This window comes from Aeromonas sp. R2-4, from assembly GCF_040908365.1.
Taxonomy (GTDB): Bacteria; Pseudomonadota; Gammaproteobacteria; order Enterobacterales; family Aeromonadaceae; genus Aeromonas; species Aeromonas veronii.
Genome location: NZ_JBFODO010000021.1, coordinates 104,877 through 126,896, shown reverse-complemented (window position 1 = coordinate 126,896; position 22,020 = coordinate 104,877). Strand labels below are relative to the sequence as shown.

Below are 22,020 nucleotides of genomic sequence, written 5' to 3'. Positions count from 1 at the left end.
TATTGTGTTGTTGCACATTAACTCTTGTGCTACTGCGTGGGGACGGGATGGGTCTCACATTTTTACAGCACGGTTTGGCGAGGGGAGGCAAGCCAAGTAACATGGGGTGACTTATGGCTGTGCAGCGAGACAGATAACGCAATGAAGTTGGATGCGATTTTATGGGATTATGATGGCACCTTGGTCAATTCGGTGCCGAAGAATATCGATATCACCAAGCAGATCCTGGCTGAGGTCGCCCCCCATCTGACCGGAGAGCATCTGCCGCGCTATCTGCGCAGCGAAGCGGAGTATCACCATGCCAATCACGCCGCCAAGAACTGGCAGGCGCTCTATATGGATTACTACGGTTTGTCGCGGGACGAGATGGTGCTGGCTGGCAGTCTGTGGGCCAAGCATCAGGAGATGAACCGGACCGAGGTGAGTTTTTGTGCGGGGCTGGAGGCGGTGATTGACCATTTCTCTGCCATTCCCCACGGAATTTGTTCGCAGAACTCCCAAAAGAACATTCGCCGGGTACTGGAGCAGCATGGCGTGAACAGCCTGTTCAAGGCTGTGGTCGGCTATGATGACGTGCCCGGACAGCAGCAAAAACCCAATCCTTACGGTGGCCTCAAATGTCTGGAGTCTATCTTCGGCCCAGCCAGGTGCCAGTCGCTGATCTATATCGGTGACCATGAAGCAGATGTGCAGTTTGCCCGTCATTTGCAAGCGGCGCTTGGCGAGCAGAGCCGTGTGATCTCGGTGGCTGTCGCCTATAGCCGCGCGACCCCGGAGCGCTGGGAACACCAACCCGACCATATCGCCCGTGACGTCGAGGATCTGCTCCCCATCGTCGGGCAATATCTGTAACGCCGGTTGCAGATTGCCGTACGGAATAGACAAACGCCGATCAGTTGATCGGCGTTTGTCTATGGGAAGCCTGATGGTTTCACACTCAGCTGGCTTAACACCCTGTCTGTTTAATGATGGGCGACTTAAAACAGCAGTTGCGTCAGGTAGCCCATCAGGATCGCCATGCCAAGGATCACGGTAAGGAAGGCCGCAATCATCGGGGTTCTGAACATGGATTTGAGCAGGATCACCTCGGTCAGGCTGGCGCCGGCACTGCCGATGATCAGCGCCATGACGGCGCCCATCCCCATCCCTTTGCCCAGCAGCACCGATGCCAGCGGGATTACGGCCTCGGCACGGATGTAGAGCGGGATCCCGACGATGGCGCTGAAGGGAATGGCCAGCGGGTTGTCGGCGCCGGCATGGGCGGCGATCCACTCGGCCGGAATAAAACCGTAAATAAACGAGCCGATGAGCACCCCCAGCAGCAGGAAGGGCAATACCGCTTTGAACTGCTGCCAGGTATCGATGCGAGCTTTGACCCAGGCGGTGGGGAGCAGTGGTGCTCTGGTCAGGGCTGCCGTGCCATCGCCGCAGCAGGAGAGGGTGGCCTGTTCTGCCATCTCTGGTTGAGGTGCCGGGCTGCATGCTGCCCCGTTGAGGGGTTTGATTGCACGAATGGTGCTGCGTTGGTTGTCACTGCAATGTGCTTGAGTGGTGGCGCGGGTCGCCGGGCCACAGCCGCTACCGCAAGAGGGGGTGGCCTCTTTGGGGTCGATGACATGGCGCTCGAACCCGAGCCTGTCGAGCTGCATGCTCGCCATGATGGAGACGCTGGCAGCGATCACGGCGTAGAGCAGGGTCACTTTCCAGCCGAAGGTGGCCCACATCAAGCCGACGATGATGGGGTTCAGCAGTGGCGAAATAAACAGGAAGGTGAGGGTGGGGCCAAAGCCAGCCTTGGCCGAGAGCAGCCCTCTTAGCATGGGGATGGTGGAGCAGCTGCAAAAGGGGGTGACGGCACCGAGCAGGGCCGAGAGCAGATAGCCCTTGCCATGTCTCGCCCCCAGCATCCGCTGGATCTTCTCGTCGGGGATCTTCTGACGGATCAGGCTGACCCCGGCGCTAATGACCAGAAACAGCACCGACAGCTCGACAGCCAGAAACAGGAACATCTGGGCTGCATCGGTCAGCATGGTTAACCACTCATTCATTGTCGTATCCTCACTTGGTTTCTATATTTCCAAAATAATCGAAATGAATGGTCGGTCAAGATATTTCTGGTATTATCGAAATATCAAATTTGTGGAGGGCGCAGAGATGCAACTGGAAGAGGTCGCCAAGGCATTGAAAGAGCTGGGTCATCCGACCCGGCTGTTTATCTTCAAGCATCTGGTCAAGGCGGGAGAGCAGGGGCTGCCGGTGGGTGAGCTGCAAAAGCAGCTGGTGATCCCCGCTTCCACCCTCAGCCACCATATCGCGGCGCTGGTCTCGGTGGGGCTGGTGAAGCAAAACCGGGAGAGTCGCACCCTGCTTTGCGTCTCTCAATACGCGGTGTTGGAGGAGATCATCGCTTTTTTCCGCGATGAGTGTTGCGTCAACAGCCCGGAGCATCGGCAAGATCAAAGGCAAGAGCTGCCTTCCTGAGGGCTATGGCTGCTAGTAGTGCGGTCAGTTGCGCTGCGCGCAATAAAAAAACGCCGATCATGTGATCGGCGTTTTGCATTGATGTCGCTAGATTCGGGCATTAACCCAGATTGGCTGCGACCTTGCTTTGGGCTTGTCCTTTGCGCTTGATGACAAAGCCAATGCCCAACACCACCAGCCAGGCGGGGATCAGTTCGACCGAGATGCGGAAATCCGGGGTCATATACATGATCACCAGGATACCAGCCATGAACGCGAGGCAGAGGTAGTTGCCGAAGGGATACCAGAACGCCTTGAACTTGGGCTGGACGCCTTCTGCGACCTTGGCCTTGCGGAACTTGAGGTGCGCGAGGCTGATCATCGCCCAGTTGATCACCAGTGCGGAGACCACCAGCGCCATCAGTAGACCGAACGCCTTGCCCGGCATCAGGTAGTTGATCAGCACGCAGAGCAGGGTGGCGATGGCCGAGACCGAGAGGGCAACCAGCGGCACGCCGCTCTTGTTGGTCTTGAGCAGGGCTTTCGGGCCGTTGCCCTGTTTGGCCAGACCGAACAGCATCCGGCTGTTGCAGTAGACGCAGCTGTTGTAGACCGACAGTGCCGCCGTCAGCACCACGATGTTGAGCACGGTGGCGACCAGATTGCTGTCCAGAGCGTGGAAAATCATCACGAACGGGCTGCCGCCTTCCACCACTTTACCCCAGGGGTAGAGGGACATCAGGATAGCCAGAGCGCCGATGTAGAAGATGAGGATGCGGTAGATCACCTGATTGGTGGCCTTGGGAATGCTCTTCTCGGGATTGTCCGCTTCGGCGGCGGTAATACCGACCAGCTCCAGACCGCCGAAGGAGAACATGATCACCGCCATCGCCATCACCAGACCGCTGATGCCGTTGGGGAAGAAGCCCCCTTGTGCCCACAGGTTGGTGACGCTTGCCTCGGGTCCGCCGGCACCGGAGATGAGCAGATAGCCGCCAAAGCCAATCATGCCGATGATGGCGACCACCTTGATGATGGCGAACCAGAACTCCATTTCGCCAAACGCTTTGACGTTGGAGAGGTTGATGGCGTTGATCAGCACGAAGAAGAAGGCTGCCGACATCCAGGTCGGGATCTCGGGCCACCAGTACTGGACATAGATGCCCACCGCGGTCAGCTCGGCCATGCTCACCAGCACGTAGAGCACCCAGTAGTTCCAGCCGGACGCAAAACCGGCAAACTCACCCCAGTATTTGTAGGCAAAGTGGCTGAATGAACCGGCTACCGGCTCTTCCACCACCATTTCACCGAGCTGGCGCATGATCAGGAAGGCGATAAAGCCGCCGATGGCATAACCCAGCAGGACTGAGGGGCCTGCCATCTTGATGGTTTGGGCAATGCCCAGAAAGAGGCCGGTGCCGATGGCGCCGCCCAAAGCAATCAACTGAATGTGGCGGTTTTTAAGGCCGCGCTTCAGCTCCTCACCGTCTTGTTTCAAATCCATGGGTCTGTCCTTACGTCTCTGTTGTCTCTGGTCGGTGTTGGGCTCATCCTGAGCAGGCCGCATTGCGTAGCCAAAACCTGACGAAATCTGTATTTATTTCGTTACGCCATGCCGTTTTCAATTTTTAATGTTGGCTGGCAACCGAAGCAGAATAGTGATAATCCGCCATGAATGCACCTATTTTCCATCTCTAATGGCCGTATTTTGTACCAAAGGCAGCTTTTTCATGATTTGAAGAGGCTTCTTGGTAGTTTTTGGTTGATGTTTGTGCAATCGAATTCTGTTTTGTTGACATTTTGTCTTGTTGGTGTGCTTTTGTGGTGCCAAGCCACAAATGGATGCAAATGATGCCAAACAAGCAAGAGTACAGGGAAGAGTGCAGGGAGTTGGAGTACAGAGAGCGCGAAAGCGTGCTGCAACAAGGGGTTGCCCGGGGTGTGCTGGTGGCGCTCTGGTTAGGGATTGCTGCCAGTCCGCTGTTGTTGCTGGTGGCCGCGATTATGTTGCTGGGTTGGCTGTTACTCGGTGATCAGGGATTGCTGCACTACTGGCAGCCGCTGTTGCTGATTGGTGGGGTAACGGGGGCGCTCGTTGGCGGCTGGCTGGCGGAGCGGGTTCGCCTGCGCCACGGTTTGCTGGCCTTCTATGCCCGGTTGATGAACAACCCTGAGCTCAATCGTTAGTGAACGCTGGCTGTTTGCCGAGCGCAGCAGAACGGAATCGAATAGCGGCTAACTGGCAGCAGGTGACAAGGGCACAACGCCAAGGTCGACAAGAAGAGGGATAAGCATTTGTGGTGCTTATCCCTTTTTTATCCACGCTTTTCACTGTCATCTATGTGAATTGCAGTTCGCCACAGCTGACTTTCGCCGCGACACTGTAATTTTTATCTTTTGTTGATGCCGATAGCTGTCAAGCTGGCTTAACAGAGCTGGCGGCGCAGACCGGTCGCCTCGAGGACCTTGGCGCTGATCTCCTCCACCGAGTGGGAGCTGGTATCGAGGAAGCGGATCGCCTCCTGGCGAAACAGTCGCTCCACGCAGGCCAGCTCCTGCTCGCATTGTTCGATGGAGGAGTAGCGGCTGTTGGCACGGCGCTGGTTACGGATCTCATGCAGCCGCTGCGGCGCTATGGTGAGGCCAAACAGCTTGTGACGGTTGGCCTTGAGGGGGGCGGGCAGCTCCAGCATCCCCATGTCCTGCTCGATAAAGGGGTAGTTGGCGGCGCGAATGCCGAACTGCAGCGCCAGATAAAGGCTGGTGGGGGTCTTGCCGCAGCGGGAGACCCCGATCAGGATGATGTCCGCCTCATCGTACTCCCTGGTGGTGATGCCATCGTCGTTGGCCAGTGCGAAGTTGACCGCCTCGATGCGATCGTCATAGAGCTTGCGGTTCTCCATGCCGTGGGTGCGGTGGAGGCGGGGCTCGGCTTTTACCCCCAGCTCCTGCTCCAGCGGGCTGACGAAGGTGTTGAGAAAGTCGTGGCCGCACGCCTCCGATTTCAGTACCTCTTCCCGTACCAGCGGGTCGACGATGGTGTGAAACAGGATGGGGCGTACCCCGGTCTGACGGAACTGCTCGTCGATCCGCATTCGTACCTGACGGGCTTTCTCCAGTGTCTCCACAAAGGGGATAGTGATCTGCTCGAAGGCCAGCGGAAACTGGCTCAGTACCGCGTGGCCGAACACTTCGGCGGTGATGGCGGTGCCGTCTGAAACATAAAATACGGTGTGCACGTAGGGCTCCTGTGATACCGCGGGTGGGGTCGCATGGGGTAAGGGGTGAGAAGTATCTCCCGAAACCATACCAGTTTTGTCAACCGGTCTGCTGTGCCCAAGTTGTGAAGTGGCTTGCAAACCTGAATCGTTATCTTTTTGTGTCGCCATTGTAGAATGTTCCGGTCATTCGACCATCCCCACCTCTTGCTCGGGGATTTTTTTGAAAACCAGTAGAAAACGTTTTCATTGTCGTTGGCAACAAAAGAAACAGACAATAACGCACCTGACTTACCCATAACCTCATCGATTAAATCGGGCGCACGAGGTGCTATGGCATCGGTGCCCACCAACCTGGAGACATCCAAGTGCAACAGTACGTGCTCTGGTACGAACAACTCCGAATGCAGGACGTAGAACGAGTTGGCGGCAAGAACGCATCCCTTGGCGAGATGATCAGCAACCTCTCTGGCGCCGGCGTATCCGTGCCGGGGGGCTTTGCCACCACCGCCTTTGCGTTTAACGAGTTTCTGGAGTCAAGCGGCCTAAACGGCAAGATCCACCATCTGCTCGACAATCTCGACGTGGACGATATCGCCGCCCTCAACCGGGCCGGTCAGCAGATCCGCGACTGGGTGATCGAAGCCCCGTTCCAGCCCGAGCTGGAGCAGGCTATCCGGGTTGCCTATGAAAAGTTGAGTGCCGGTGTCGAGGCCTCGTTTGCGGTGCGCTCCTCCGCCACCGCCGAGGATATGCCGGACGCCTCCTTTGCCGGTCAGCAGGAGACCTTCCTCAACGTACGTGGCATCGATGCCGTCATGACGGCGGTCAAGCATGTGTTTGCTTCCCTGTTCAACGATCGCGCCATCTCCTATCGGGTGCATCAGGGCTACGACCACAAGGGTGTTGCCCTCTCGGCCGGGGTACAGCGGATGGTGCGTTCCGATCTCGCCGCCTCCGGCGTCATGTTTACCCTGGATACCGAGTCCGGTTTCAACGACGTGGTCTTTATCACCGGCGCCCATGGTCTTGGTGAGATGGTGGTGCAGGGCGCGGTCAACCCGGATGAATTCTATGTGCACAAGCCGACTCTCAAGGGGGGCCGCCCGGCGGTGGTGCGCAAGACCCTCGGCTCCAAGCTTATCAAGATGACCTACTCGGACGATGCCGGTCACGGCCGTCAGGTGAAGATTGTCGACACCAATGAGGCCGAGCGCAGCCGCTTCTGCATCAGCGATGAGGAGGTGATGGCGCTGGCGAAACAGGCCCTCATCATCGAGCAGCACTATGGCCGCCCGATGGATATCGAGTGGGCCAAGGATGGTCAGGATGGCCAACTCTACATAGTGCAGGCACGCCCGGAAACCGTGCGCAGCCGCCAGGAGGCTAACACCCTCGAGCGTTTTGCCCTCAAGCAAGCGGGCAAGGTGCTGATCGAGGGGCGGGCTATCGGTCACAAGATTGGCGCGGGCCCGACGCGGGTCATCTCATCCATCAGCCAGATGGACGAAGTACAGCCCGGCGATGTGCTGGTGACCGACATGACCGACCCGGACTGGGAGCCCATCATGAAGCGGGCCTCCGCCATCGTCACCAACCGGGGGGGGCGCACCTGTCACGCCGCCATTATCGCCCGTGAGCTGGGCATTCCGGCTGTGGTCGGCTGTGGCAACGCTACCGATCATATTCAGCCGGGCCAGCGGATCACCGTCTCCTGCGCGGAAGGGGATACCGGTTTTATCTATGACGGCGAGCTGGACTTCGATGTGGCGGTGACCGAGGTGGGCAATATGCCGCGCCTGCCCATCAAGATCATGATGAACGTCGGCAACCCGGACCGCGCTTTCGACTTTGCCCAGTTGCCCAATGCCGGGGTAGGGCTGGCGCGTCTTGAGTTCATCATCAACCGGATGATCGGGGTGCACCCCAAGGCGCTGCTGGAGTTTGACCAGCAAACCCCAGAGCTCAAGGCCACCATCGGCAAGATGATCGCCGGTTACGACAGCCCGCGGGAGTTCTATGTGGCCAAGCTGACCGAGGGGATCGCCACTCTGGGGGCCGCCTTCTGGCCGGAGCGGGTGATCGTGCGGATGTCGGACTTCAAGTCCAACGAGTACGCCAATCTGGTGGGCGGTCGTGGCTACGAGCCCCACGAGGAGAACCCGATGATCGGTTTTCGTGGCGCATCCCGCTACATCGCCGACAGCTTCCGCCCCTGCTTTGCCCTCGAGTGCGAGGCGATCAAGAGGGTGCGCGATGTGATGGGGTTGACCAACGTCGAGGTGATGATCCCCTTCGTGCGCACCGTGGGCGAGGCGGAGCAGGTGATCGACATCCTGGCCGAGAACGGTCTGCGCCGCGGCGAGCGGGGGCTCAAGGTGATCATGATGTGCGAGATCCCAAGCAACGCCCTCTTGGCAGACAAGTTCCTCGAGCACGTGGACGGCTTCTCCATCGGCTCCAATGACATGACCCAGCTCACCCTTGGGCTGGATCGGGATTCCGGGCTAATCGCCCATCTGTTCGACGAGCGTAACGAGGCGGTCAAGGCGCTGCTGGCGATGGCTATTCAGGCTGCGCGCAAGGCGGGCAAGTACGTGGGGATCTGCGGTCAGGGCCCATCTGATCATCCGGACTTCGCCGCCTGGCTGGTGGAGCAGGGGATCGATTCGGTGTCTCTCAACCCCGATACCGTGGTCGATACCTGGCTCTATCTGGCGGAGCAGCATGGTGCCAAGTAAGCCACTATCAAAATGAGCTGCACAGAAAGGGGGCCATAATGGCCCCCTTTGTTATCTGTGTGTCGCGGCCTATTTCGGCTGCTGTTCGGTCCCCGACAGCTCGATCTGCACATTCACCCCTTCGCTCTTGAGCTTGGTGGCGATGGCGTTGAGATCGGTGCCCGGTTTGGCCTCAAGCAGGGCAATGCCACCGCTGCTCTGCTTGAAGTTCAGGCCGTGGCGCGTCGCCAGCGCCTTGGCGCTGGCATCGTCAGCTTCCACCAGCAGGGTGCCGCTTACAGTCAGCTCCGGGCTAGCGGCCCCTTGCATCAACACGTCACCGCGGCGCAGGGTCTGTTGCGGGACCTTGCTGTCAAGGCTGCGGGCGACTCGCTTCTTGCTGCCGTTGTCGGGAATGAGGTAAGTCTGGCCGTTCACCTCTATGGTGCTGTATTGTTTGCCATCCATGGTGACGGACTCCTGGGCGCAGAGCTGTCCCGAGAGGGGGGCCAGCAGGGTTGCCAGAAGCAAGGTAACAGGTTTGTTCATGGTAATACTCCTAGCGTGTTAGCTGCGGTTGGCATCGTGACCCAGGACCCGCAGGGACCATGAGATCAGCTTGCCCGGTTGGCGATTGTTGCGCTCGGTCAGGGTGGTACGCTCACGGGTCTCGCGATTGAGCAGAGAGACCTGACGGGTACCGTTGGCAACGTCGGTTACTTCCAGTCGCCATGTGCCTTGCGCCGATTCGCCGTAGAACTTGTTGGATAGCATCCGCATGTCGCGCAATCCCTTGGTTCGCACAAAGCCCAGCTGCTGCTGGTCGAGAGATTGGCCGACCAGGCTGTTGAAGGGGCTCAGCAGGATGCTGCGGGTGCCAGCGGGGGAGACCAGTTCGATCAGCAGATCGGGCAGGCGCTGATGATCCAGACTCACCATCACCTGAACCGCTTCTACCGTCAATGGTGTCGCGATGCGGGTTGTCGAGCTGGTCGGGCTGTTGCCCACATCCGCAATGGCGGCGGCACTGCCGCTGACATTGATCTTCTGCCATGGCAGTTGCACCAGCGGGGGCAGGGGCTGGTGATTGGCTGCCAGCTCAAGGGCCTTGTTGACGTCGATCAGACCAAAACCGTAAGTCGGGCTGAACCACATGCCGGCGGCATTGCGCTCCCACCCTTCCAGCCCTTTCACATCGCGCACCTTGCCGGTGCTGCTGGTGTAGCTGACCATCACAGGTTTCTGTGTGGCATCGACCCGGGTTGCGCTGCGCGCCAGCAGATCCCGCAGGTCACGTACCGACAGATCCGGGTAGGCAGACATCAGCAGCGCCATGGCGCCGGAGGTGCTGGGGGTGGCGGAGGAGGTGCCGTTCATCACGCCGTTGTAGTCGCAGCTGGCATCCAGTTGCGGGTTGCCGTGCAGCCGGTTGGTGCTGGGATCGTCGGTGCGGTTGTAACCCATGTCGCAGCCGGGCAGATCAGTGGTCACCATCGCCGGAGCGTCGGTACCGTACTCGCCGCCGGTCGCGCTCAGGAAGATGTTGCTGCCGACGCTGGAGTAGGAGGATCTGACGCCATCGGCGTTGAGCGCGCTCACCACCAGGTTCCAGAAGTTGCTGTTGGAGGGATCGAGGTTGCTGTTTTCAAACGGCAATTTAGGACCATTGCCGGTGCGGTTAAGCACATAGCCGCCCGCCGCTATCTTGTTGAAGCCGTTGCCAGCGGCCTTGATATAGGCCGCGCCCTGCGCCTTGAGGGTTTGCTGTTCAAACAGACGATCAAGCTGGGATTGGTCCAGAGAGTTGGCAGAGCGGGGATCCACCACACTCATGCCGTAGCTCTGGTTGAACACCCGGTTGTCGCGGCTGGCATCGCTGTCGCCAAGGGCGTAGAGCCAATCCTTCTGCAACTGCTGGCTGTTGTCATCCAGCAGGTTGAACCCCTGCAGCTGGGCTCGCGGGGCAATCCCCTTGGTACCGATGGCGTTGTCTACCGCCGCAATAATGCCGGAGACCGAGGTGCCGTGGGCCGTATCCGGATCGGTCGGTGTCGGGTCATCGCTGCCGGTCACCACGTTTTTCGAACCCGGACGCACGTTGTCCGCCAGATCCGGGTGGGCGATGGCCAGACCATCATCCACCACGGCCACATTGACTCCCTGGCCCAGCACGCCGGTGCGATGAGCCCACCAGAGGTTGAGATCATTGCTCGCTATACCGCCACGGGCGCTGAACCCATCCTGGCCGCTGTTGAGCAGATACCACTGCTGATCCTGCAGGGGATTGGTACCTGGCAGGCAGCGCTCGGTGCTGCTGCGTCCGATATCCATGCCGCTCTCCTTGCCGGTGAGCGGCGCACAATCTTCATTTGCCTGAACGAGCGCACTGGGCAGGGTCGACAGCAATGCTGTGATCGCCAGTGCTAACGATGTTTGCTTCATTATTTTTTTAACTCCATCTTGGATCGCACCATCCTGAGTGCGACGGAAATCTATACACGGGTGGTAGGGGTTCAAAAAGAGCCATTTTTAAAAAACGCAATGAGGTTCAAAGAAATCCGATCTGGTTTATGGTAGGTATTCCAATGACGCTGGTTATGTGTTTTATTGAGAATGGTTCTCACCGCTCACTACTGATCTTTTTATCTGTAATTCACTCCTCTCGCGACTCTCCTTCGCCGCAGCCATCTCGATTCGGGGCAATCCCGAGGGGAGCTCGTGCGCTCTTGAACGTGAGCGGCATGGTTGTGTGTGCCAACGTGAGTACAGCTATGCATTCGGGGGTGACAGCAAGGGTGATGAGGTGGAACCAGCGGTTTATTGCTTGGCGGCGGTGGATGGCTCTGTTATGGTAATTAAAATAGCCGTTTGGATGGCTAGATTGCTGCTGTTTGAGGGGCTTAATCTCTGAGAGCCACCCCGCCGCAGTCCCATAGCTTGATGCGTACCTGACAGGGAGTCCCTATGCCGTTTCGTTCCTTCTTATCTTCTCCTTTGACTGCTTCCTTGCGCGCCAATGCTGGCGCCAGCACCTTTATTGCCGCGATGGCGGTCGGGAGCCTCTCTTTTTCCGCGGCTGCCGCCGATGCGTCCTTGCCGACCAAACAGGAGATCGTGATTGGTACCACGGTGGGGGATTTTGCCGACATGGTGACCGATTCCATCAAGCCGCAGCTGGAGGCCAAGGGGTACAAGGTCAAGCTGGTGGAGTTCACCGACTATGTGACTCCCAATATTGCTCTGGCTGACGGATCACTGGATGTGAACTGCTTCCAGCACAAACCCTATCTGGAGAGTTTTGCCAACGATCGCGGCTTGTCGCTGGCGCCCATTACCCAGGTGCCAACCGGTCCGATGGGACTCTATTCCGGCAAGCTGGCAGCACTCGACAAGGTGAAAGAGGGAAGCACGGTGGCCATTCCCAACGATCCCACCAATCAGGCGCGGGCGCTGTTGATGCTGCAGGATCTTGGTTGGCTCACTCTCAAGGAGGGGATAAACCCGCTAAAAGCGAGCGAGTTTGATGTGGTGAACAATCCGCACAATCTCAAGCTGGTACTGCTGGAAGCCGCGCAGTTGCCCCGCTCGCGGGAGGATGTGGACTTCTCGGTGATCAACGGTAATTTTGCCGCCTCCAGCGGAATCCCGTTCAGTGAAGGACTGTTTCTGGAGCGCAGCTACGATTTTATCAACTGGGTGGTGGTGAAAAGCGCAGATGCGGATCAGCCTTTTGCCAAAGATGTGGCGGCGGCCTACAACTCGGCGGCTTTCAAAGCCTATGCAGCCAAGCGTTTCGTCGGCTACAAGTACCCGCAAGGGTGGGGTGGCTAACTGTCGTGAACGTGGCCCGGCTATACAACGAAAAACGCCCCGAATTCGGGGCGTTTTTTTATGGTATCAAGCCATCAACGGGCGCTTCACTGGTTGCGATAGAAGCGGTTCAGCTCGTTCATCACCTGGATCATGGCGCCCATATCCGGGGTGCCGTGCTTGATCGGGCGATAGCTGTTGCGCTCCAGCAGTTCGAAGTCACCCTGCTTGTTGAAGTGGGTGATGGTGTCCCCTTCATAGATGGCGAAGTCGTTCTGATCCCCGGCCAGCAGCCAGTTGCGCGGGCTGGTATCAAACAGCGAGCGGCCAACGCTGTAATCGCGCGCCGGATTGCGCACGCCCAGCATCCCCTGCATCAGGGTCGGCGCCAGATCGAAATGGCTGCTCGGTTGTTCCCGAACGTCACTGCCGCGCCCCGGCCAGGCCAGTACCAGCGGTACCTGCACCTGATAGGGTGAGTAGTTGCTGCCTGCGCCCCAGCTGTTGCTGCGGGTGTCGTTGAACTCCTGACCGTGGTTGGAGGTGATGACGACGATGGTGTTGCTGTCCATCCCCTGCGACTGCAATTTGGTCAGCATCTGCTCAAGCAACTGGTCGGTATAGAAGACCGAGTTCTTGTAGCGGTTCTCCAGTTTTTGCAGGTTCTCCGCCCGATAGGCGGTCGCCGGATTGAAGTTGGCAAGCTCCGGTTGGAACGGCCCCTTCATGGTAGCGGGCAACTGGTAGTCGCCAGGGCTGGAGAGATAGACCAGCGAGAACCAGGGACGCTCGGGAGAGCGCTTCTCCAGCCACTGTTGCCAGTCGGTCAGCAGCTTGCCATCGTCACTCTGCTCTGAGACAAACACCTGTTTGCGCAGACCGGCGAGGATGCTCTTGCGATACTTCTGGGCATCTTCCATCGCGCCGAACAGCCCGAACTGGTAATCCTGGCGCAGCATCTCGTCGAACAGCACCGGTGGACGCTTGTCGCTGCTGATGTCCTTGTAGTAGTGACCGGGCAACCCGTAGAAGAGGCTGAACATGCCCATCAGGTCGTCGTTGCCGCCACTCAGGTGATTGCGGAACGTCAGATGCTGATCCGCATAGCGCTGCAGATTGGGCATGTTGATGTTGTTGAGCATGTCAAAACGCAATGAGTCGACCACCACAATCAGCAGATTGTTGTGAGTCAGGGGGGCGTTGACGTTGAGCGGGCGCAGCGGATAGTGCATCCGGCTGTCGCTGTTATCCCCCTGGGAGGCCGCCTGCTTCTCGTACTGATCCAGATCCAGCCAGCCATGTTTGGCCAGGAAGGAGCGGGCCGTCATGGGGTAGGAGAGGGGGAAGTTGGCTCTCTGCATGGTGATCGGCTGATAGAGGGTCGCATCCGCCCAGCTGTTGACCACGTGGGTCAGAATAAAGCAGATCAGCAGGGCCAGCCCCACCTGGTTGCCGTACTGGCGGCGCTTGCGCTTGTTGATCTTGCGCCAGACATAGGCCGACAGCAGCAGTTGCAGCAGGAAGATGGTGGGCACGGCAACGAAGATGATGCTCCAGATTGAGCCCTCTTCGGTCTGCGCCTGATCCAGCAGCAACTGCCATACCTGACTGTTGAGGTGGAACTTGAACAGCCGGAATACCTGGGTGTCGATCAGCAGCAGCACCAGCGCCAGGGTAGCGATGATGGCCGAGATGAACCGCAACGACTTCTCCTTGGGCAGCACGAAGCTGAGCGGGAAGATCGTCAACAGGTAGGTGACAAAACTCAAAAACGAGAAGTGGCCAATCCAGCTTACAACGAGATAGATCACGCCAAGCGTGGTCGATGGCCAGCTGATGGCACCCAGATAACGGGTGGCGATGAGCATGGCCAGAATAATGTTGAAGAAGGAGAACCAATGCCCCCAGGTGATCAGGCGAGAGACATTATCACGATAGGGGTTACCGGTTTCGACCATAGTGATCCATCTGCGTTGAGAAACGTCAAATCAACAGAGTCGGGGACTCAGTGTGCGTCGTGGCGATTATCGACCGATGCGGTCAGGGCCTGGACAAACTTTTCAGTGATGGCCTGGCGCTGGGCCGGTGCCATACCGTTGATGATATTGGTGGTCAGATTGCCAAGCACCATAAGGCTGAGATCTACCGGCGCTTTATGCTTTTCCAGCGCGGTGATCAGGTCGTTCATCAGGGCGTCAAATTGCTCGTTATTGTACTTTGATACGATAGGCATAATCTTCAGTTCATCTCGGTTCAAAGCGCCTTATAATACTTCACCCTTTCGGCTAACACTATGGCTTTGTGACATGAGTCTCGATATCGACAAGATCATTCTTCACTCCTTGCGCCAGGGCGGCGATGGTCAACCCCACGCCGATACCCGCAGCCAGACCCTGCCCCCTGATGAGGCGGTACAGGGACTGATGGCGGAACTGCATCGGATCTACAACGGCAAGGGCGGCAAGGGCTTTGGCTTCTTTGCTGACCCCGAGGCCGCCGTCGCCGAGCTGGCCGACGGCATCGATGCTCCCAAGCAGCCTTCACCCGCGTTTCGTATCGCCCTCGAACAGCTGCTCGACGAGCAGACCGAATTCGTTCCCTTCTCGGTCACTGTGACCCAGATGCTGGTCAAGCAGCTGGTGGAGCACGCCCTCGATGAGCAGGGGGTGCTGCTGTTTGCCAAATATAACTACGTCGGGGTCGATTATCTGCTGATTGCTCTGCTGGAGGGCAAGGAGAGCGTCACCGTCAGCGAAGCGCTGGAATTACGCCATATCCAGTATCTGGATATAGGCAAACTCAATCTGGTGGCCCGCATTGATTTGACCGAATGGAAAACCCAACCGGATTCGCGCCGCTATATCACCTTCAGCAAGGGACGCATTGGTCGCAAACTGGGCGATTTCTTTATGGATCTGCTGGGTGCCCGCGAGGGCATGGATGCCAAGGTACAAAATAAAGGCTTGCTGCAGGCGGTCGAAGATTATTGCGACAGTCGTCAGCTCGAACCGACCGAGCGCAATGACTATAAAAAGCAGGTCTTCAAATATTGCACCGAACAGGCGAGTGCCGGTGAAGAGATCGAAATCAAGGAGTTGTCTGCAGAATTGCCTGGCGACGGTGACCTCGATTTTTACAGCTTTATCGGTCAGGAGTATGAGCTGGAAGAGCGTTTCCCGGCGGATCGCTCTACCCTGCGTGGTTTGACCAAGTTTGTCGGCTCCGGCGGCGGTCTGACTCTGAGCTTTGAGCAGAAGCTGTTGAACAGCCGGATTTTTTACGACCCCCAGACCGACACCCTGACCATCAAGGGTGTGCCGCCCAATCTTAAGGATCAGCTGCTGCGCCAGTCGTAGTCATGCTCCCGAGTGTGATCAACTCGTCATTTCTGGCAAAAAGAGACTCCGCCCCGGCGGGGTCTCTTTTTTTATTGCGCCCGGGCAGACCTCGAAACTGGCGCGGTACTTTGTTAACAAATCAAACAAAATAAACCATCTGAAAGGGTTTTCATTGAGGTGAAAACCCTTTCATTCATGAAATTTTATTTCATTTTGGTAATTATTATTCTGTGGTTGTCTGGAATTAAGTCGATAAATGGCCGTAATTCCCTGAAATAAGAAAATGTTTTCAAAACTTTCTGGAAGGAAATACGTAATTGCATTTCAAAAATGCGAGTTGCGTCATGTGAGCCGTTTGCCGCTTGGGATAATATTCATCTCGCACACAATGCTCTTACAGCGCGGAACTAATACAAGGAAAGGCTCATGAAAAAGAAATTGCTGTCATCCCTGATCGGTCTGGCCACTCTTGGCGTCGCTTGCTCTGCTACTGCTGCCATCGATGAAGGCCAGCTGACCATCTGGATCAACGGTGACAAGGGATACAACGGTCTGGCTGAAGTGGGTAAGAAGTTTGAAGCAGAAACCGGCATCAAGGTTACTGTGGCTCACCCGGATCAGGTTGAAGTGAAATTCCAGCAAGCCGCCGCCACTGGCAACGGCCCGGACATCTTCTTCTGGGCTCACGACCGTTACGGTGAGTGGGTCAAAGCCGGTTTGCTGGTTCCGGTAACGCCGAACGCTGCCACCAAAGGCAAATTTGAACAGCTGGCATGGGATGCCATGACTGTTGATGGCAAAACCTATGGCTACCCGGTTGCCATGGAAGCAGTCAGCCTGATTTATAACAAGGACCTGCTGCCCGAGCCGCCGAAAACCTTCGAAGAGATCGCCAAGATTGACGAGACTCTGAAGAAAAACGGCAAGCGCGCCATCATGTGGGCTTATGACACCCCGTACTTCAGCTATCCGCTGGTGGCTGCCAACGGTGGTTACGCCTTCAAGAAAACCGCTACCGGTTATGACGTGAAAGATACCGGCGTGAACAACGCAGGTGCCAAGATGGGCGTGGGCTACATCTCCGAGATGATCAAGTCCGGTCACCTGGAAAAAGGCATCGACTACGGTGTGATGGACGCCAAGTTCAACAAGGGCGAAGTGGCCATGATGATCAATGGTCCCTGGGCCTGGAGCAACCTGGACAAGAGCGGCATCAAGTACGGCGTAGCGCCGCTGCCGACCCTGAACGGCAAGCCGGCCAAAGCCTTCGTTGGCGTACTGGGTGCCACCATCAACGCTGCCAGCCCGAACAAGGATCTGGCTATCGAGTTCCTGGAAAACTACCTGCTGACCGATGCCGGTCTGGCGCCGGTTAACGCCGACAAGCCGCTGGGTGCCGTTGCGCTGAAATCCTTCCAGAAGACCCTGGAATCCGATCCGCACATCAAGGCCACCATGCTGAACGCCCAGGCTGGCGAGCCGATGCCATCCGTTCCCGAGATGAGCCGTTTCTGGTCTTCCTTCGAAACTGCCCTCAAGAACGTGACCTCCGGTCGTCAGGGTGTTGACGAAGCTCTGGATACCGCTGCCAAGCGTATCGTTCAGTAAGTACGCACTACCCGGGAGGCCGTCATGGCCTCCCACTCTCTCAAATCTCTCTTGGCGTTATAAAGGTTAATTGGCATGGAAGTAGTACCTTCTGTTGAGTCCTATGCCGGTCCGAAGGATAAGCACACCTGGCTTAAGTGGACCATAGCGGCCCTGGTTGCCATCCTCAACGGCTACGCAGCCGTGATGATGTACGCCAGTGGCGAGTGGGTATTCGCGCTGCTGGATCTGGTGGTGGTTTCCGTCGGTCTGTATGTCTTCATGAACAAGAAGACCTATGCCCATCGCTACATCTTTCCGGGTGTTGCGGGCATGGTTGTGTTTATCATCTTCCCTCTTGCCTACACCATTGGCATTGCCTTCACCAACTATTCGGGGTCCAACTTGCTCTCCGTGGAGCAGGCGCGGGACTACCACCTGAAGAAAACCTACAAGGTGGCGGGCGGTGAATTCGATTTTACCCTGCTGGGTGGCGACAACGGCCAGTTCCAGCTGCTGCTGACACAGGATGATCAATCCTTTATCAGCCAACCTGTTTCCCTGATGACCAACAAGGCCCGTGAGCTGGCGTCCCGCGAGGGCCGTGTGCAGAACACCCAGCAAGTGGTCGAGCTGCAGCCCTTCACTGGCGAAGCGGCCAGCAAGGCCGCACCGATCCGCGCCATTGTTGAGCATCGTACTCATCTGAGTGACCTTGATCTGGTACTGCCGGATGGCGGTACCCACCTGACCCTGAGCAGCCTGCGCAAGTTTGCCGCCCAGAAGCAGCAATACATCCGCTTGGTTGATGGTATCAAGCTCGAATCCGGCGTGGTGATCAAAGACAGCAACTTGCTGCGTGATACCCAGAATGGCGAGCTGATGCTGCCCAATGGTGAGACCGGCTTCTATCAGTACATCGACGAACAGGGTCAGTTTGTCGGCAAGGGTATTGCTCCGGGCTTTGTGGTGAGCGTCGGTTGGAAGAACTTCGCGCGCATCGTCACCGATCCGGGCATCCAGTCACCCTTCCTGCAGATCTTCATCTGGACCGTGATCTTCTCAACCTGCTCCGTCGCTTTCACCTTGGCTATCGGCATGGTGCTGGCCTGTCTGGTGCAGTGGGAAGAGCTCAAGGGGCGCGGTTTCTATCGGGTCATGTTGATCCTGCCCTATGCGATCCCGGCGTTTATCTCCATCCTGGTGTTCAAGGGGTTGTTCAACCAGAACTTCGGTGAGATCAACATGTTCCTGGAAGCGGCGTTTGGCATCAAGCCGGACTGGTATACCAACCCCTTCCTGGCCAAGGTGATGATCCTGATTGTCAACACCTGGCTCGGCTACCCCTACATGATGATCCTCTGCATGGGCCTGCTCAAAGCCATTCCGGAAGATCTCTATGAAGCGTCCGCCATGGACGGTGCCGGCCCGGTACAGAACTTCTTCAAGATCACCGTGCCGCTGCTGATGAAGCCGCTGACACCGCTGTTGATTGCCTCGTTCGCCTTCAACTTCAACAACTTCGTGCTTATCCAGTTGTTGACCAACGGTGCGCCCGACATCATCGGCGCCAGCACCCCGGCCGGTACCACCGACTTGCTGGTGAGTTATACCTACCGGATTGCGTTCCAGGGATCGGGTGGTCAGGACTACGGTCTGGCCAGTGCCATCGCCACAGCTATCTTCCTCATCGTAGGTGCGCTGGCGCTGCTCAACCTGAAATTGTCCAAAGCCGACAAGCAGCTGTAAGGAGGCTTCAACATGGCAATCGTACAACCCAAATCAGTCAAATACCGGGTGTGGGCAACCCACCTGGTCATGTGGGGCTTCCTGGCGTTGATCATCTTCCCGTTGATCATGGTTATCGCCATCTCGTTCCGTAACGGTAACTTCGCGGTAGGGGAGATCATCCCCTCCAATCCGACCCTGGATCACTGGAAGCTGGCGCTGGGCATGTCTATCACCAACGCCGACGGCAGCATCACGCCGCCGCCGTTCCCGGTGCTGACCTGGTTGTGGAACTCCATCAAGATCGCCGGCATCACTGCCCTGATGATCGTGACGCTCTCCACCACCTGTGCTTACGCCTTTGCCCGCCTGCGCTTTCGTGGCAAGTCCACCATCCTGCAGGGCATGCTGATTTTCCAGATGTTCCCGGCAGTGCTGGCACTGGTAGCCATCTACGCGCTCTTTAACAAGATTGGTGACTACATCCCCTGGCTCGGTCTCAACACCCACGGTGGCCTGATCCTGGCGTACATGGGGGGGATTGCCCTCCACGTCTGGACCATCAAGGGCTACTTCGAGACCATCGACTCCTCCCTGGAGGAGGCGGCGGCCATCGACGGTGCGACCCCGTGGCAGGCATTCCGTCTGATCCTGTTGCCCCTGTCGGTGCCCATCCTGGCGGTAGTGTTTATTCTGGCCTTTATCGGTTCCATTACCGAGGTGCCCATGGCCTCCATCCTGCTGCAGGATGTGAACAATCTGACCCTGGCGGTCGGGGCCCAGCAGTACCTCTATCCGCAGAACTATCTGTGGGGTGATTTCGCGGCGGCCGCAGTGCTCTCCGGTTTCCCCATCACAGTGGTCTTCCTGTTGGCACAGCGCTGGTTGGTTGGCGGTCTGACTGCTGGTGGTGTGAAAGGTTAAGTTTATGGCCGGGGGAGCTCACTCCCCCCGCTATCACGATTTGCAAAGATTCAAGAGCGGAGCTCGTCATGGCTGAAGTAGTACTCAACAACGTTCGCAAAAATTACGATCCGGCTGTTCACAAGGACACCCTGCGCAACATCAACCTCTCCATCAAGGAGGGCGAATTCATCGTCTTCGTCGGCCCGTCCGGCTGCGGTAAATCCACCCTGCTGCGGATGATCGCGGGTCTGGAAGACATCACCAGCGGTGAGCTGACCATCGGCGGTCGCTACATGAACGACGTGCCGCCGGTAGAGCGCAACGTCGGCATGGTGTTCCAGTCCTACGCCCTCTATCCGCACATGAACATCTACGAGAACATGGCCTTTGGTCTGAAGCTCAAGAAAATGGACAAGGAGAACATCCACAAGCGGGTGATGCGCGCTGCCGAGATCCTGGGTCTTGAGCCGCTGCTGGACAGAAAGCCCAAGGCGCTCTCCGGTGGTCAGCGTCAGCGGGTCGCCATCGGTCGCTCCATCGTGCAGCAGCCGCAGGTGTTCCTGTTTGACGAACCGCTCTCCAACCTGGATGCCGCGCTGCGGGTCAAGATGCGGATCGAGATCGCCAAGCTGCACAAAGAGCTTAACTCCACCATCATCTACGTGACCCACGATCAGGTGGAAGCGATGACCCTGGCCGACAAGATTGTGGTGCTGAGCCCGCTCAAGGCCGAGGCTGCTACCAACCTGGAGCAGTTCGGTTCACCGCTGGATCTCTACCACAACCCGGACAACAAGTTCGTGGCGGGCTTTATCGGCTCTCCCAAGATGAACTTCCTGGCGGGCGAGTTGCTGGAGATTGGCGAGCAGGAGTGCCTGGTCAAGTTGACCTCTGGCGATACCGTGCGGGCCCGGGTCGATGCCCGCAGTGGCGCTGTGGGTGACAAGGTGGAGCTGGGTATTCGCCCCGAGCACCTGATGCCGCTGGATCACCCCCATGCGCACAGCAAGGTGAGCGGGATCGTGCAGGTGGCCGAGCACCTGGGCGCCGAGTCCTTCGTTTATATGGATGTGGATGGTCACGACTTTACCGTCAAGGCCACCTCGGATGTGGATGTGGCGACCGGTCAAACCTACAGCGTGGGTATCCCGGCCGAAGCCTGCTACCTGTTCGATGCCAAGGAGCAGGCGTTCCCCCGTACCGCCAAATATATCCGTACCTGATTTTTTGTTGTGCTGGTTTTCCTTTCTTAATAATCAATGCCTTTTTGCCGGTCGTCAGACCGGCTTTTTATTGCCTGCGATTTGAACATGCAGATAGGCAAGGTAGCCCGGTTCAAGCCTCGAGTTCGGCGGTAATATCGGGCACAAAGGTCTGGCTGGCCAGCGGCGGGCGCTCATACCCTTCGGTCTTGATGGGGGGGAGCTTGATAGGCTCGTAGTGGATCGCCTCGTAGGGCACCTTGCTCAGCAGATGGGCGATGCAGTTGAGGCGAGCACGGCGCTTGTCATCCGCCTCCACCACGAACCAGGGGCAATCCTCGGTGTCGGTGTAGGTGAACATGTCATCCTTGGCGCGGGAGTATTCCACCCAGCGCGAGCGGGACTGCAAATCCATCGGGCTGAATTTCCAGCGCTTGATGGGGGTGTTGATCCGCTCCTTGAAGCGCTTCTCCTGCTCCTCGTCGCTGACCGAGAACCAGTATTTGATCAAGGTGATGCCGGAGCGGATCAGCATCCGCTCAAACTCGGGGCAGGCGCGCAGAAACTCGCGATACTCGGCGTCGCTGCAAAATCCCATCACCCGCTCGACTCCGGCCCGGTTGTACCAGGATCGGTCAAACAGCACCATCTCGCCAGCGGCGGGCAGGTGGGCCACATAACGCTGAAAGTACCACTGGGAGCGCTCTCGATCGGAGGGGGCGGGCAGCGCCGTGACCCGGCAGACCCGGGGGTTGAGCGGCTCGGTGATCGCCTTGATGACGCCCCCTTTACCGGCGGCGTCGCGTCCCTCGAACAGTACCACTACCTTTAACCCCTCCTGCTTGACCCACTCCTGCAGCTTGACCAGCTCCTCCTGCAGATGGGCAAGGTGGTGCTCGTAGCACTTCTTGTCCAGACGTGGCCGCTTCTTGCTCTTCTCCTTCGCCATGGGCTTCTCCTTTTGGCATCCTTTCATGGGTGACTTCTTTGAGTCACTGTCAGCTTGCACCAGGGAGGCGTCACCTGCCAAGGGGGACGTGATACACTGCCC

18 protein-coding genes are annotated in these 22,020 nt (G+C 57.7%); 10 read left to right on the top strand and 8 right to left on the bottom strand.

All coding sequences use genetic code 11. From position 1 onward, the window contains the following. The first annotated feature begins 141 nt into the window (after positions 1–141). On the top strand, positions 142–852 hold the full coding sequence (locus AB5Z05_RS11295; RefSeq protein ID WP_368151542.1) for an HAD family hydrolase: 711 nt from the start codon (positions 142–144) through the stop codon (positions 850–852). Between the two features lie 125 nt (positions 853–977). Here the strand turns inward: AB5Z05_RS11295 and AB5Z05_RS11290 are convergent, their stop codons facing one another. Next, on the bottom strand, positions 978–2,048 hold the full coding sequence (locus AB5Z05_RS11290; RefSeq protein WP_368151540.1) for a permease: 1,071 nt from the start codon (positions 2,046–2,048) through the stop codon (positions 978–980). 106 nt (positions 2,049–2,154) lie between these two features. Between AB5Z05_RS11290 and AB5Z05_RS11285 the strand changes: the two genes are divergently transcribed. Beyond that, entirely contained in the window at positions 2,155–2,481 is a 327-nt protein-coding gene (locus tag AB5Z05_RS11285; RefSeq protein ID WP_128815807.1) for a helix-turn-helix transcriptional regulator, read from the top strand. Positions 2,482–2,581: 100 nt separating this feature from the next. Here AB5Z05_RS11285 and AB5Z05_RS11280 read toward each other — a convergent pair whose 3' ends face one another. Continuing rightward, positions 2,582–3,964, bottom strand: a complete 1,383-nt coding sequence (locus AB5Z05_RS11280; protein ID WP_005333893.1) for an amino acid permease — start codon at positions 3,962–3,964, stop codon at positions 2,582–2,584. 347 nt (positions 3,965–4,311) lie between these two features. Here AB5Z05_RS11280 and AB5Z05_RS11275 point away from each other — a divergent pair, with 347 nt between their 5' ends. Continuing rightward, complete coding sequence (locus AB5Z05_RS11275; protein WP_323875106.1) at positions 4,312–4,647, top strand: hypothetical protein; 336 nt, start codon at positions 4,312–4,314, stop codon at positions 4,645–4,647. Positions 4,648–4,886: 239 nt separating this feature from the next. Here the strand turns inward: AB5Z05_RS11275 and AB5Z05_RS11270 are convergent, their stop codons facing one another. Then, positions 4,887–5,699 carry a pyruvate, water dikinase regulatory protein gene (locus AB5Z05_RS11270; protein WP_005333888.1) on the bottom strand — a complete coding sequence of 271 codons (813 nt, stop codon included), beginning with the start codon at positions 5,697–5,699 and terminating at the stop codon, positions 4,887–4,889. A 347-nt stretch (positions 5,700–6,046) separates the two neighbouring features. Here AB5Z05_RS11270 and ppsA point away from each other — a divergent pair, with 347 nt between their 5' ends. Next, entirely contained in the window at positions 6,047–8,419 is a 2,373-nt protein-coding gene (gene ppsA, locus AB5Z05_RS11265) for a phosphoenolpyruvate synthase (protein ID WP_368151537.1), read from the top strand. A 69-nt stretch (positions 8,420–8,488) separates the two neighbouring features. Here ppsA and AB5Z05_RS11260 read toward each other — a convergent pair whose 3' ends face one another. After that, complete coding sequence (locus AB5Z05_RS11260) at positions 8,489–8,947, bottom strand: hypothetical protein (protein ID WP_106842997.1); 459 nt, start codon at positions 8,945–8,947, stop codon at positions 8,489–8,491. Positions 8,948–8,965: 18 nt separating this feature from the next. Next, positions 8,966–10,840 carry a S8 family serine peptidase gene (locus AB5Z05_RS11255; protein WP_368151534.1) on the bottom strand — a complete coding sequence of 625 codons (1,875 nt, stop codon included), beginning with the start codon at positions 10,838–10,840 and terminating at the stop codon, positions 8,966–8,968. Between the two features lie 603 nt (positions 10,841–11,443). On the opposite strand from AB5Z05_RS11255, the gene AB5Z05_RS11250 reads away from it, so the two are divergent. Next, a complete protein-coding gene (locus AB5Z05_RS11250; protein WP_127007641.1) occupies positions 11,444–12,229 on the top strand; it encodes a MetQ/NlpA family ABC transporter substrate-binding protein in 786 nt (261 codons plus the stop codon). A gap of 86 nt (positions 12,230–12,315) precedes the next feature. On the opposite strand, the gene AB5Z05_RS11245 is transcribed toward AB5Z05_RS11250, so the two are convergent. Next, the gene (locus tag AB5Z05_RS11245) at positions 12,316–14,166 is read right to left on the bottom strand and encodes a DUF3413 domain-containing protein (protein WP_005352950.1); all 1,851 of its coding nucleotides are present in this window, start codon (positions 14,164–14,166) and stop codon (positions 12,316–12,318) included. Between the two features lie 47 nt (positions 14,167–14,213). After that, on the bottom strand, positions 14,214–14,441 hold the full coding sequence (locus AB5Z05_RS11240; RefSeq protein ID WP_005333874.1) for a YejL family protein: 228 nt from the start codon (positions 14,439–14,441) through the stop codon (positions 14,214–14,216). A gap of 73 nt (positions 14,442–14,514) precedes the next feature. Here AB5Z05_RS11240 and yejK point away from each other — a divergent pair, with 73 nt between their 5' ends. The 5 genes from yejK to AB5Z05_RS11215 all read left to right on the top strand — a co-directional run bounded on the left by yejK (position 14,515) and on the right by AB5Z05_RS11215 (position 20,990). After that, positions 14,515–15,564: a nucleoid-associated protein YejK gene (yejK, locus tag AB5Z05_RS11235; protein WP_005361452.1), complete on the top strand. Its 1,050-nt coding sequence runs from the start codon at positions 14,515–14,517 to the stop codon at positions 15,562–15,564. Between the two features lie 408 nt (positions 15,565–15,972). Next, positions 15,973–17,154, top strand: coding sequence for a maltose/maltodextrin ABC transporter substrate-binding protein MalE (gene malE, locus AB5Z05_RS11230; protein WP_005333871.1), 1,182 nt, complete (start codon positions 15,973–15,975; stop codon positions 17,152–17,154). 75 nt (positions 17,155–17,229) lie between these two features. After that, on the top strand, positions 17,230–18,882 hold the full coding sequence (malF, locus tag AB5Z05_RS11225) for a maltose ABC transporter permease MalF (RefSeq protein ID WP_042053124.1): 1,653 nt from the start codon (positions 17,230–17,232) through the stop codon (positions 18,880–18,882). 12 nt (positions 18,883–18,894) lie between these two features. Beyond that, a complete protein-coding gene (malG, locus tag AB5Z05_RS11220) occupies positions 18,895–19,785 on the top strand; it encodes a maltose ABC transporter permease MalG (RefSeq protein WP_005333868.1) in 891 nt (296 codons plus the stop codon). A gap of 68 nt (positions 19,786–19,853) precedes the next feature. After that, entirely contained in the window at positions 19,854–20,990 is a 1,137-nt protein-coding gene (locus AB5Z05_RS11215) for an ABC transporter ATP-binding protein (RefSeq protein ID WP_005333867.1), read from the top strand. 112 nt (positions 20,991–21,102) lie between these two features. On the opposite strand, the gene ppk2 is transcribed toward AB5Z05_RS11215, so the two are convergent. Next, positions 21,103–21,918, bottom strand: coding sequence for a polyphosphate kinase 2 (gene ppk2, locus AB5Z05_RS11210; protein WP_005361444.1), 816 nt, complete (start codon positions 21,916–21,918; stop codon positions 21,103–21,105). Positions 21,919–22,020 lie beyond the last annotated feature (102 nt).